The following is a 12,644-nucleotide window of genomic DNA, read 5'->3' as shown; positions in this document are numbered from 1 at the left end:
GGCGACGTTAATTCACCCCTCGTCCGGCGTCCATGGGCCGAGCGACCAAAATTCAACTTCAAAATGTCGCTTTTGGACAGGGTTCAGAGATCGATTTCGATCAATCCATCAGGTTCCGCCGCGCGGCTTTGGCACAGGATCATGGCGCCTTCGCGCTGTTTCCGGGACAAAACGAAATCCCGATGCTCGACCTCGCCCGAAATGACACCGCATTTACATACGCCGCAGATGCCGTCAGCGCATTTCACATCCACATGAAAACCGGATTCGTTCAGAACCTGAGCCGCGTCTTTATCTGCGGGCACAGGCAGTATCCGGCCCGAACGCGCAAGCTTGAGTTCAAACGCGTGGTTTTCATATTCAGGCATTTCAGGAACCGAGAAATATTCCAGATGACGCGCCTCTTCGGGAAAGCCTTGCTGCTCTGCCGCCTGAATCACACCGTTCATGTAACGATCCGGCCCGCAGGTGTAGACATGCCATCCATCCCGGTAGCCGGACAGAATCACATTCAGATCAGCGCGGGTGCCTTCGTCCGAGAAATGGAAATGAACGCGATCTGCCCAAGGCATAGCGGCCAGATCATCCAGATACCCCGCCCCGTCCCGTGTGCTGGCCGAATAGTGTAACTCGAACTCGCGGCCCAGTGCATGCAGGTGATGGGCAAAGGCGATCATCGGGGTGATGCCGATACCGCCGCCCATGAGGAATGTTCTGATTGCCGTGTCATCCAATTCAAAGTGGTTGATCGGTTTGGAAACGAAAACCTTTCGACCCTCGGTGAAGATGCGATGCAGCAGCGCGGATCCGCCACGCCCGACATCCTCGCGCAACACTCCGATCTGATAGGTCGCATGATCCGACGGGTCGCCGGACATGGAGTATTGCCGCAGAAATTCCGGCGCGACCAGGACGTCCAGATGTGCGCCCGCTGTCCATCCCGGCAGGGGCGCACCGTCCAGCGATGTGAATTCGTATTTCGTGACATCCGCCGTCATCTTGTCGACCTTGGTCACGGCGACCCGCATCACAGGCGCATCACCGGCGATCTGATAGCGATGGATGATCGACATGTCCCCGCTTGCCTTGCGCGCCTTGTATTCGTCGGCCGTCACCATGGCCTCATAGGCTGCGATCCCGGCCTCTCGATCCATTGCAAAGGGATAGGGCCAGGGGTGCGGAGCCAGATAAGCGGGATAGACGGCGAGAGTCTGATCCTCATATTTCAGGTCCAGATCCTTTTGCAGATCGCGCCGGTTCAACGGGTGCGTCGTGGGGCGATAGGCGCCGTCAGGCTGCAACTCGATATCCCACCACCATTTCTTGATGTCGTTCAACCCGCCATTGCCGACCGCATCGTCCAGCCTGGCCAGCGCGGGCGCGGCCGAGGGGATGTTCATCGCAGCCCAACGGAAGGGGCGTTCCTTGAAGATGCCTTCGAGGTTCCACGGGCAGGTCTTCATGCAGCGCCCGCACATCGCGCCGCCCGGCGTCGTTACACGGTATGTGGCGCATTTCTGGCTGTCGGATTTCCAAATTTCATAACCGTTAAACATCAGCTTCGGTCCGGCGGTGATTGCGCCCGAGGGACATTCGCGGGCGCATTTATTGCAGGACTCGCAAAAGGTCTGCAGGCCGAAATCGATGGGTTTGTCATGCGCTATCGGCATGTCGGTCGTCACCACGCCTGATTTCAGGCGCGGACCCAGATAGGGGTTTAGGATTACTTCTCCGATCCGGCTGACCTCTCCCAACCCCGAGAGCAGCAACAGCGGCGGTTGCAGCACCTCGCCATCCATCACTGTATGCGCCTTGGCCCTGTAGCCCAGGTTGCGGATCTGTTGGGCGAGCACACCTCCCAGCAGCGAAAACCGCAGGTAGGCGCGCATGGATTGGGCGACACTGATCCAGTCGTCACCGCTGGCACCTTCCATCGTTTCATAGCCCTGATCGATGATCATGCTGATGGCCTGATCATGAGGCGGCACGATTTCTTCGCCAGTGGCGTCATGAGAATACCACGCCCATTCCGGACAGCGGCTGAGACCCACCGCATCGACGCCCAGGAAATAGGTCGCCGCTTTGATGTTTGCCGCATTGCGTCCGGCATCGGCAGGCTTACGCAGGTCAGCGCTTTCACCGTCCTGCAACAGAACGAATGCACCCAGCGCGCGGCGCTGGGCAAAGCTGGGCGCAGCCTTGCGCACGTAGTACCCGCCTTTCGCGGCGTCCTGCAGTGACTTGCCCATGTCGCCGAACTGGGCGCGGGCGAACATGTCGGCGCGCTTGGGAACGCGGGCGACATTTTCTTCGTCGACATAGGTTGTCGGGGTCTCGACCCGTTTGAGTTTTTCGAACGGATGGGCCCCGTCCACATAGCGTCTTTTGGCATATGGGTCACGGTTGATGGCGTTCTTGGCAAATCCCGTTCCCAACCACCATGCCGGGCCTTGAGTCCGAAACCACGGCTGTTGCGCCACGGGCCTGAGCGGCCGGTCATGCGCGATGGGCATCTCGGTCGTCACGGCTGCAAGGCCAAACCTGGTGCCCAGCCACGGCGCAACCAGTTCACCGCTCTCGACCGTGGCCAGACCGGCGGCCACGGCCAGCCTGTCCAGATCGACTTCGGACGACATCACGCTGTGCGCACGGGCGTCAAAACCCAGCAGACGGATATAGTTGGCGATGACCACGGCATTCTCGGTTGCCAGCAGGCAGGCACGATGATCCTGCGCGTTGATGATCCAATCCGCACCGGGTTCGGAAGGGTCCGGATCGCGGTTATGTTCATAGAGAAAAACGATGGTGTGACAGTGGTCGTCAATCGGCTTGGGCGCGGCCTCCATACTGTCTTTCAGATCCGCCATGATGAGATCGATCCCAGAGGCCAGCGTCTTGGTCTGGCGCGTTCGCAGCGCATGGGCAAGCCGGTCGATATCGGGGTTGCGGCGTGGTTCGTCCAACAGTGCATCTGACGGCAACGGCCCGCAGCCCATCATCGACGCATCGTTGAAATATCCGAATGCCTTCAGATGGTTGGCGCGTTCCTGCGGATCTGATGGGATCTCGGATGCAATCGGGTTCACCAACCCGTCGCGGATCGCGTCCAGCATCGCCTGAAATTCGCCCATGGCGTTGACGATGCTGTCGGGCCGTTCCGGCCGGTGGAAACTCAGTTCGCCCATCAAGGGCACACGCGACAAGTCCGGCATGGTATCTTGTCGGGTCAAACGCTCCAACGGGTATCGCCCCATGTGAACGGGCCGGTTCTTGTCCGAGAAAAAGCGGATTCCCATTATGCGCCTCCTGTTGCCACCCATCCCCTACCCCGTAATGGACAGCGAAACCATTCATGCATAATCATAAGTGGTATGAAGAAAATCGATTTCACTGATCTAGACGGCAAGGTTCTGCGCACGTTTCTGACCATACTCGAGGAAAGCTCGGTTTCGAAAGCTGCGGATCGGCTGGGCGTCACGCAATCGGCCATCAGCCACACGCTGGCCAAGCTCCGGCTGGTGCTGGGCGACCCGTTGTTTGTCCGGTCCGGTCAGGGCCTTACCCCGACCGAGCGCGCCTTGTCCCTGAAGGAGCCCGCGCAAAAGGTGCTGGACGGAATGCGGGCGCTGACCGAAGGGCGGCCGTTCGACCCGCAGTCCGAACAGATCAGGATCCGCATCGCCACCAATGACATGCCGCGCGAGTTGATCTTTCCGCAGCTGCTTCGAGAAACACGTGCCGAAGGCGCAGGTCTGCGGCTGGAATTCATTCCTTCAGGCGTGCCCGACCCCGAGCTGCTGCGCAGTGACAGATGCCAGTTGATGCTGACCCCGTTGCCGCCGGACGGGCCGGATATCTTTCAGAAACACCTGATGACCAGTCCGCTGGTGGTGTTCTATGACGCCACGCAGCACTCACCGCCCGACAGTTGGGAAGCCTATTGCAACTGCGATCATGTCGAGGTGCGTTTTGCCGATGGCCGCAACGCCCGCGCCGTCATGCGAGGCGTCGATCAAAGCCAGATCAGGCCAGCGGTAGTAACCCTGCCGCATTTCAACGCCATCCCGGCCTTCATACAGGGCAGCGACCTGATCTCAACCGACACGGCGCTGATGAAACAGGGCCCGCTGGTTGGGCTGGATTGCGCACCACTGCCGTTCGAATGCGCGCCGGTGTCGATCTACATGGTCTGGCATCAGAGGTCGGCCAATGATCCGGCACATCGCTGGTTGCGGGCCCGGATCGAGGCAATCGCTGCATCTCTTCAGACCTGAGACAACAGCCAGTCTCGCATGATCTCGACCAGTTGCGGCTGGCGTGGCTTACGGGGCGCAACCACATAAAACCCCAGATCTTCAACCAGGACATCCGCAAGCGGCTGAACCAGACGGCCCGAGGCCACTTCTTGCGCGACAAGAGGCGCATTGGCCAGTGCTATACCCTGCCCCGAAACTGCCGCGTCGATCGCAAGACTGGTCTGGCTGAAACTCATCATTCTGGGCTTTCCGCTTACCCCCACCCTTTCAAGAAACAAGGGCCACAACCCATGGGTATCGTTCAGCAATACCTGCTTCATCAAGTCAGAAGGGGTGCTGACTTCCCCCGCCATGGCAGGGGTGCACACGGGGATGAACTCGGTCGAGAACAATGGTACTGCCTCCAATTCCGAGCCAAACGGCGCCCGTCCCTGCCTGACAGCTAGGTCAACGCCATCCGATTTGAAATCCGCCAGACGTTCGCGCGCATCCACTTGAACCGAGATGTCCGGATACACCTCAGTGAAGCTCGACAAACGCGGCACCAACCATTTCGAGGCAAAGCTGGGCGTGACCGACAAGGTGATCCGGCGGTCCGGAGACAGGTCTTCGACAGCCTCTTCGATCAACCTGAAGGCACGACGCAGGGGCGCGTGAAACCGCCGCCCGGATTCGGTCAGACGCAACCCACGCGGCAGGCGATCGAACAGAACCTCGTCCAATCGTGCCTCAAGCCCGCGCACCTGCTGCGCCACTGCCCCTTGTGTAACGCCAAGCTCCTCGGCGGCCAGTCGAAAGTTCAAATGACGCGCAGAAGCTTCGAAAGCACGTAAAGCGTTCAGGGGCGGAAGGGCGACCATAGTGTTGTCCTGTAGATTTTCTACAGCATAGAGCCAGCAGAACTGATTGGTCAAACCGCTCTCTGACCTCCATCCTCGGATCAACTGAAAGCGGAGATGTCAGATGGAAAAAGTAGCACTTATTACAGCGGGCGGCAGTGGCATGGGTGCGGATTCCGCCCGGAGGCTGGCGGCGGACGGGTTCAAGGTTGGCATTCTGTCTTCCTCGGGCAAGGGAGAAGCTTTGGCGAAAGAATTGGGCGGCGTCGGCATTACCGGCTCGAACCAGTCCACCGAGGATTTGAAGAAGCTTGTCGATGCGGCCATGGCCCATTGGGGGCGCGTTGACGTTCTTGTCAATTCCGCCGGTCACGGCCCCCGCGCTCCGATCCTTGAACTGACGGACGAGGATTGGCACACCGGGATGGATGTCTATTTCCTGAACGCGGTGCGCCCCACACGGCTTGTGACCCCGATCATGCAGGCGCAGGGGGGTGGATCGATCATCAACATCTCGACCTTTGCCGCGTTCGAACCGGATCCGGTTTTTCCGACCTCGGGCGTGTTCCGGGCCGGGCTGGCCGCCTTCACCAAGCTGTACGCGGACAAGTATGCCGCGGAGAATATCCGAATGAACAACGTTCTTCCGGGCTTCATTGACAGCCTTCCCGAGAAGGAAGAGTTCCGCGGCCGCATCCCAATGGGGCGCTATGGGCGCAGTTATGACGAGATCGCCTCGTTCGTCGCTTTGCTTGCCTCAGAAGGCGGCGGCTATATCACCGGACAGAATATCCGTGTGGACGGCGGTATCACCCGGTCTGTCTGAACTCAGACCCGCGCCTTTATAAGATGTGTCAGCGCCGCGCCGGATTCGAAAAAGGCGCGGCGCACGCGTGTCCAGCTTTCTCGGTATTCCGACACGGCGAGAACCGGCAGAAGCGAGAGATCATTGGTAAGAAGACTCTCGGCCATCATTCGGCCGAACACCGTGCCCGGGCCGATGCCGCGGCCCGAATACCCGTGCGCGGCCAGAGCGTTGGGGCCGATCCGCGTGATCTTCGGAATATGGTCCGACGTCATTGCGATCCGCCCGTGCCACCCGTGTTCCAACGGCTGGCCGGCCAATTCCGGATAGAGCTCGGCCAGCTTGCGCCGGACCCAACCGGAATGTGCAACCCGACCGGCATGTCCCAGATCCCCAATGCCGCCAATGATCATCCGCCCCGCCTGATCCAGTCGGAATGACGTCATGATCAGTCCGGTATCCCAGCACCCTTCTTTCTTTGGCAGGATACTGGCGCGCAAACTGTCAGTCAGCGGGGCTGTGGTGTACTGGAAATAGTAGACCGGCACATAAGCAGGCGCGGTATCCGGCAACGCATGATGATAGGCATTTGTCGCCTGAATGACCGACTTTGCCCGAACCGTCCCGCCTGGTGTCTTCAAAACCCAGTGCCCGCCCTCATATGTCATAGTCTGCACTGGGCTGCGCATATGTATCCGTGCCCCGGCCTGCGACGCCGCGCGCACCAAACCCATCGCATAGGCCAAAGGCTGAATGGTTCCTGCCCGTGGATCGAACAAGGCACCGTGAAAGGCTTGGCTGCCGGTGCGTTCACCGGCCTGGTCTGCTGACAGCAACTCAACCGGCGCTCCTGCTTCGCTCAACTGCGCATGACGCGTTTGCAGGTTCTTCAACCCGGACGCGGAATGCGCACAATGCAGGGTTCCGTTTCGCACTGGCTCACATGCAATGTCATATTTACCGATCAGAGCAAACACATCCGACGGCGCCTTGGCCAGCAAGTCGATCAAACGTTCTCCCGGCTCTGCACCGATACGCGCGCGGATATCGTCCGGCGGCAACCACAACCCGGCATTGACCAGACCTACATTGCGCCCTGATCCGCCAAACCCGATCTCTCGCGCCTCCAGCAGGCAGACCGACGCGCCGGCGCAGGCTGCGGTCAAAGCCGCTGAACACCCGGTGTAGCCACCTCCGATGACAGCCAGATAACCGCTGCGTCAGCGGTCAGGGTCGGTGCTGTGACTGCCTCGGTGCAAGTGCTTCGCCACAGGGTATGTTCGGGATCGTTCACGTCGGGCCTCTGAGTCTTTTCGGCGGAACATCCTACCGATACCCCCCTTTATGCAAGCCTCCATTCAGCAGTGTTGCGACAACGAAACAGACTCCGCAGGCACGGGCTTTGCCCGAACCTGCCGGGCCCAACCGGAGGAGTCATTCCGACAGGAATGACGACACCGGGCGGGAAGACCCGCGTGGTGGGCTCAGACGTCGAGCGATCGCGCGATCAGCTCTTTCATGACCTCGTTGGTGCCGCCATAAATCATCTGCACCCTGGCATCCGCGTAAAGACGCGCGATCGGATATTCCATCATGAACCCGTAGCCGCCGAACAGTTGCAGGCATTCATGCATGATCTCATTCTGCACCTCAGAGCCCCAGTATTTGGCCATCGAGGCCGTGGCCGCGTCCAGCTCGCCCACTTCCAGTTTTCCGATACAATCATTGATGAAACTGCGCAGAACCTCGGCCTTGGTCTTGCATTCCGCCAGTTTGAACCGGGTATTCTGAAAATCCATCACCCGCTGCCCGAAGGCTTTGCGTTCCTGCACGTATTTCACTGTTTCGGCGATGGCGAAATCGATCGCGCCCAGCGCCATGATAGCGATATTCAGCCGTTCCCAGGGCAGTTGTTTCATCAGCTGATAGAAACCCTGCCCTTCTTCGGGCCCCAACAGGTTTGTCATCGGCACTTTGACATCTTCGAAAAACAACTCGGCAGTGTCATTGCCCTTCATGCCCAGTTTCTTGAGGTTCCGCCCCCGGCGAAAACCTTCACACCCGTCAGTTTCCACCACAATCAATGAGACGCCGCGTGCGCCAGCGGACTTGTCGGTCTTGGCGGCCACGATAATCAGATCCGCAGTCTGTCCGTTCGTGATGAAGATCTTTGACCCGTTCAGCCGATAGGAGTTCCCGTCCTTCTCGGCGGTCGTCCGCACGGCCTGCACGTCCGAGCCGGTGCTGGGTTCTGTCATTGCTAGCGCGCCGACCAATTCGCCCGACGCCAGTTTGGGCAACCACTTCTTCTTCTGACCTTCGCTGCCATAGGCGGTGAGATAGTGGGTCACGATCGACTGAATGCCATAGCCCCAACCCGCATCTCCTCGCGCGCCCTGCTCATAAGCCGTGATGGCGTCAAAGCCCATGCCGCCGCCGACACCGCCATATTCTTCGGGGATCGCACCCGCCATCAGCCCGGTTTCGCCGGCCTTGCGCCAGAAATCGCGATCCACAACGCCGTTTTCAACCCAGGTTTCGATATTGGGCGACAGTTCGTCATCCATGAACCGACCAGCCATATCCGCGAACATGCGGTGTTCATCGGTGACCCATGCCGCAGTCGAAGTGAAAAGTGACATTGTACGCTCTCCAATCAGTCTTTCCGGAAAGGCTAGCGCTGTGTTCGACTCACGCCAATCCTTGTGACGCGGCGTCCCTTTGAGGAACAACGCAACGTTCCTCAGCCTGCAATGTCAGAGAATCCCTTTTGACTGGCCGGGTTAAGCCAGTTCTTTGGCCAACAGGTGTTTGGCCGCATCCTTGGCGTCTTCAGCCGGATCGCAGTTCTTAAGCAGAACGGCGGATACGATTGCTCCCTCTTGCAACAGTACGATCTGACTCGCGAGTTTTCGAGGATCATGCGCGCCGGCCTGTTGGGCTATGATCGTAAAATGTTCCAGCAAAAGCTGTTTGTGCTCAGCGGCCTGCACATGGATGGGGTGATCCTTATCCTGATACTCGGCCCCGGCCTTGATGAACATGCAGCCCCGGAACCCGTCCTCTTCAAACCATTCCTTCAGGGCATTGAAGCTGACGATGATCTGTTCGGCTGGTGTTTCTGCCATCTCGTCGATGCGTTGAAAGAACCAGTTGCGGAAGTTCTCATCCCGCAGGCGCAGCGCGGCCACGATCAGGTCTTCCTTGGTGCGGAAATGCTTGTACATCGACGTCTTTGACACGCCTGTTTCCACAACCAGCTTGTCCATGCCGGTTGCGTGAAACCCGTCGCGGTAAAAGACCTTCAGGGCCTTGCTGACCAACTCATCCCGTTTGTTTGGGCGCATGATTCGGCTCCATGGTGTACCGTTCTGTACATATTATCATGAAGCGTGAAGTACAATGACCCCAAGCCAAAGCATTGTTTTAAAATAATTTTACCAGACGCCCAGTCTCATCGTGAAATTTCTACTTGCAAAAGCTTACAGATCGGTACACCTTTTTTGTAAGTTAACCGATCTGTACACCCGAGGATTTGACCGATGAAACGTCGCGCCAGCATTTTTCCACCTCAGTACGTCCCCTTCCTTCTGACCATGGCTCTTCTTGCCGCCTCACTCACCTGAAAGCATTTGCAAAATGTCCAGCCCCCCACTGCCCCCGTTCACCTTCAAAACCGCCACTCAAAAAGTGCGCATGGCGGAAAATGCCTGGAACAGTCGTGACGCCGACCGCGTGACGCCTGCCTACACCGACGACAGTCAATGGCGGAATCGGGCTGAATTCCTGTCCGGCCATACCGACATCCACGCCTTTCTGACCCGCAAATGGCGGAAAGAACTGGAATATCGCCTGATCAAGGAACTGTGGGCCTTTGCCGGAAACCGCATAGCCGTGCGCTATGCCTATGAGTGGCGCGACGACAGCAGTCAGTGGTTCAGATCCTATGGCAATGAAAACTGGGAATTCGCCGATGACGGACGCATGTCACATCGCCATGCCTCGCTCAACGATCTTCCCATTGCAGAAGATGACCGGCTGTTCCATTGGCCCCAGGGCGAACGCCCTGAAAACCACCCCGGGTTGACCGAACTGGGTCTTTGAAAGGACATTCATGCCCCGCGCTTTTGCCGAACTGACGTTTACTCCCTCTGTCCGCGCTCATCAGGAGAGGATGGGATCTGCCAGAACCTATACAAAGTTCATTGAAGGTGGTCCCCAGCAAGGCCACCTGATCGGCGACCCCGAGAAAGAGTTCGTTCAGGCACGGGACGGGTTCTATCAATCCACCGTATCCGAGACCGGCTGGCCCTATGTGCAGTATCGGGGCGGGCCAGCAGGATTTTTGAAAGTGCTGGGGCCCCGGACTATCGGATATGCGGATTTTTCGGGCAACAAACAGTACATCTCGCGCGGGAACCTGGACGGCAACGATCGCATCGCGATGATCCTGATGGATTACGCCAACCGACGCCGTCTCAAGATCCTAGGGCGCGTCGCATTCACGGAAGGCGAAGCAGCGGCCGCTACCCTTTACCCGGAAGAGGCCGAGGCACGGGCCGAACGGGCCGTGATCATTCGCGTAGAGGCGTTGGACTGGAACTGCCCAAGCCACATCACACCGCGCTTCACTGAAGCAGAGTTGCGCCCTCATCTGAACAAGCTGGGGCAGCAGTTGGCAGAGTTGCAGGCGGAAAACCAAAGGCTGAAACAAGAGCTGGCAAAGTCAGGCTGACGTTTCAGACCTCACAGAATTTCCGGATATTTAGAGAAGGGAGTGTCGCAATGGTTCGCTCGGTCTTTCACCTCTCGGCGGCTTGTCTTGCCGGTACTGCCCTGATCATACTGATCATCATGTTCGGTTTTTTCGTCTCGCCCAGCGCCGTGCGAACGTCACCGCCATCCGTGTTCAGCAAGATTTTGTTCGAACATTTGCAGCAAGAGTGATGATCGGGCGGCCTTCCGACAGGCTTCCAGCAAGCGCCCGTATCGTTTCAAGCTAATTCCATCAATTCAGGCCCGGTGAGGCGCATGCTCTTAAAGACCGAATTCCTGGCTTCACCAGAGCAGCCCGATTCCAGGCATGCTCTCACCACAAGAATGGAGAGAGCACAAAAAGCCGTCAGGCCATGCTGCGCTTTTTCCGGCGACCCATCACAAACAAGCCACTGATGCCGCCAAGAAGCAGCCAGCCAGCGGCGGGCAATGGCACAGGGGCAATCGTGTATTGCCCGTACAGCGTCGCGACGTTTTGCATGTTTTCCGTTGTGCTGAAGCCGTTTGAAATAGTGCCGCCGCCGTTCTGAGAGAAGCCGAGGACTGAAAACACATAATTCTGCCCACCAAAGCTGAAGTTCTGTGAGCCCAAAGTATTGGTAATGGTCACGATGTCATCGCAAGGGGTAGAATCCGCCGGACAGTTGCTTGGACGATTCAATGTCTCGTTATGCGTAAGGGCAAATGACGAAGACACCAGAGGGCCACCACTGATCAGTATGTCGACAATGAGGTCGACGGTGCTCAGCGTTGTTCCCGTGATCGGGAAATTCAGATGCGAGAACTGTCCCAGAGCAAATGCCGTATCAGGCAACAGACCTGAAATCGGCGTGCCTGTTGGCGTGAAATCGTAACCGCTTGAGCTGCTGCCATTTCCCCACCGAAGAGAAATCGTTGGACCAGAGGTGCTTTCAGAAACGCCGGACGTTGGATTTACGTTTTGCCAAGAGGGCGAGATGCTGGAAATGGTCAGCGCCGAAGCACCGCTTGCAGCCATCACGCCTGCAACAGCAATCGCGGCTATGTTTCGTATGAATGTCATGTGCCCACCTTACGAATAAATACTTGTTACAAACCACTCTGTGAAAGAGCAGCACAACATAATTAAACTTTTAGCTCATGCGCCACATTGATGCCACGTTTTAACCTCAATCAAGGCGGAGGGCGCCCAAAAGATCGCTAAATGGGATACAATCATCCAGCCTGCGCCTACTGTCCGGATGCTGGAAACAGCTATTGGGAAAACCAGGGCGCCAACTCAACGATTGAACACACAGTCACGCGTCGCGTGAGGGTTCATTCACGACCAGATCGTACCATTGCTTCGATACCGGCGGCGCAAAAGTCCACCAGACGCTCCATGCCGGACACGTCACCGCCCTGCGACAGGGCTTCGACCCGCCATCCACTGTTGAGATGGGCCAGCATCGCCGAGACCGAATAAACTTGGCCACTTGCCAAAACGGCTGGATCGACATCCGGGTAAAGCGTGGCGATCTCGGTGATGAACAGCTGGGCGGTGGGGTCGAAACACTCTGCTGCGATATCGCGCCACCTGGGGTCAACCGATACGTGGGCCACCAACCGTCCATATGCCATCCATCCAGGCCCACCCTTCTCAGCCAGGTCCACATAGGGTCGAATAAAGCTGTCCAGAATGCTGTGAAGCGTCAGCGGAGCAACAGCCCTGGCCCTGTTCAACGCGTCGACCCGAAGCTGCGCCAGTTCGTCCGCACGCCGCGCGACGGTTCTGTAAAACAACTCTTCCTTGCCACCACCATGATGGTGCACAAGACCAATCTGAACCCCTGCCAATGCCGCGATATCCCGGATCGACGCACCTTCGAATCCCCGGTCGGCAAAGACGGTTTCAGCCGCATCCATGATCCTTGCCTTGGTCTCCAAAGACCGCTTGGACGCTGCTCTTTGCCTTGGCTTTTCTATGTTTTTCAGACTCATGATTTTCAT

Annotated in this window: 12 protein-coding genes; 5 read left to right on the top strand and 7 right to left on the bottom strand. The window is 58.0% G+C overall.

Annotated elements, in window-relative coordinates; translation table 11 throughout:
• Positions 1 to 83 precede the first annotated feature (83 nt).
• On the bottom strand, positions 84 to 3,296 hold the full coding sequence (locus tag D1823_RS00430; protein ID WP_117868034.1) for a reductive dehalogenase: 3,213 nt from the start codon (positions 3,294 to 3,296) through the stop codon (positions 84 to 86).
• Between the two features lie 75 nt (positions 3,297 to 3,371).
• On the opposite strand from D1823_RS00430, the gene D1823_RS00425 reads away from it, so the two are divergent.
• On the top strand, positions 3,372 to 4,274 hold the full coding sequence (locus D1823_RS00425; protein WP_117868032.1) for a LysR family transcriptional regulator: 903 nt from the start codon (positions 3,372 to 3,374) through the stop codon (positions 4,272 to 4,274).
• On the opposite strand, the gene D1823_RS00420 is transcribed toward D1823_RS00425, so the two are convergent.
• The gene (locus D1823_RS00420) at positions 4,265 to 5,116 is read right to left on the bottom strand and encodes a LysR substrate-binding domain-containing protein (protein ID WP_117868030.1); all 852 of its coding nucleotides are present in this window, start codon (positions 5,114 to 5,116) and stop codon (positions 4,265 to 4,267) included. The two genes, D1823_RS00425 and D1823_RS00420, sit on opposite strands and share 10 nt — an antisense overlap.
• Positions 5,117 to 5,219: 103 nt before the next feature.
• Between D1823_RS00420 and D1823_RS00415 the strand changes: the two genes are divergently transcribed.
• A complete protein-coding gene (locus tag D1823_RS00415; RefSeq protein ID WP_117868028.1) occupies positions 5,220 to 5,921 on the top strand; it encodes an SDR family oxidoreductase in 702 nt (233 codons plus the stop codon).
• A 2-nt stretch (positions 5,922 to 5,923) separates the two neighbouring features.
• On the opposite strand, the gene D1823_RS00410 is transcribed toward D1823_RS00415, so the two are convergent.
• The 3 genes from D1823_RS00410 to D1823_RS00400 form a co-directional block, all read right to left on the bottom strand.
• Positions 5,924 to 7,066, bottom strand: a complete 1,143-nt coding sequence (locus D1823_RS00410; RefSeq protein WP_371415292.1) for an NAD(P)/FAD-dependent oxidoreductase — start codon at positions 7,064 to 7,066, stop codon at positions 5,924 to 5,926.
• Positions 7,067 to 7,384: 318 nt separating this feature from the next.
• A complete protein-coding gene (locus tag D1823_RS00405) occupies positions 7,385 to 8,542 on the bottom strand; it encodes an acyl-CoA dehydrogenase family protein (RefSeq protein ID WP_117868026.1) in 1,158 nt (385 codons plus the stop codon).
• Positions 8,543 to 8,683: 141 nt separating this feature from the next.
• Positions 8,684 to 9,247, bottom strand: coding sequence for a TetR/AcrR family transcriptional regulator (locus tag D1823_RS00400; protein ID WP_117868024.1), 564 nt, complete (start codon positions 9,245 to 9,247; stop codon positions 8,684 to 8,686).
• Positions 9,248 to 9,539: 292 nt separating this feature from the next.
• On the opposite strand from D1823_RS00400, the gene D1823_RS00395 reads away from it, so the two are divergent.
• The 3 genes from D1823_RS00395 to D1823_RS21780 all read left to right on the top strand — a co-directional run bounded on the left by D1823_RS00395 (position 9,540) and on the right by D1823_RS21780 (position 10,847).
• The gene (locus tag D1823_RS00395; RefSeq protein WP_117868021.1) at positions 9,540 to 10,004 is read left to right on the top strand and encodes a nuclear transport factor 2 family protein; all 465 of its coding nucleotides are present in this window, start codon (positions 9,540 to 9,542) and stop codon (positions 10,002 to 10,004) included.
• Between the two features lie 70 nt (positions 10,005 to 10,074).
• Positions 10,075 to 10,635 carry a pyridoxamine 5'-phosphate oxidase family protein gene (locus D1823_RS00390; protein ID WP_371415291.1) on the top strand — a complete coding sequence of 187 codons (561 nt, stop codon included), beginning with the start codon at positions 10,075 to 10,077 and terminating at the stop codon, positions 10,633 to 10,635.
• A 50-nt stretch (positions 10,636 to 10,685) separates the two neighbouring features.
• Positions 10,686 to 10,847 carry a hypothetical protein gene (locus tag D1823_RS21780; protein WP_162896721.1) on the top strand — a complete coding sequence of 54 codons (162 nt, stop codon included), beginning with the start codon at positions 10,686 to 10,688 and terminating at the stop codon, positions 10,845 to 10,847.
• Positions 10,848 to 11,022: 175 nt separating this feature from the next.
• On the opposite strand, the gene D1823_RS00385 is transcribed toward D1823_RS21780, so the two are convergent.
• Both D1823_RS00385 and D1823_RS00380 read right to left on the bottom strand, forming a co-directional pair.
• Complete coding sequence (locus D1823_RS00385) at positions 11,023 to 11,718, bottom strand: THxN family PEP-CTERM protein (protein WP_117868017.1); 696 nt, start codon at positions 11,716 to 11,718, stop codon at positions 11,023 to 11,025.
• A 254-nt stretch (positions 11,719 to 11,972) separates the two neighbouring features.
• Positions 11,973 to 12,635, bottom strand: coding sequence for a TetR/AcrR family transcriptional regulator (locus D1823_RS00380; protein WP_117868015.1), 663 nt, complete (start codon positions 12,633 to 12,635; stop codon positions 11,973 to 11,975).
• Between the last annotated feature and the right edge of the window lie 9 nt (positions 12,636 to 12,644).

This window comes from Ruegeria sp. AD91A (genome assembly GCF_003443535.1).
GTDB lineage: Bacteria > Pseudomonadota > Alphaproteobacteria > Rhodobacterales > Rhodobacteraceae > Ruegeria.
Note: the sequence above shows the minus strand (reverse complement) of the source record. Positions and strands in the feature narration are given on the sequence as shown.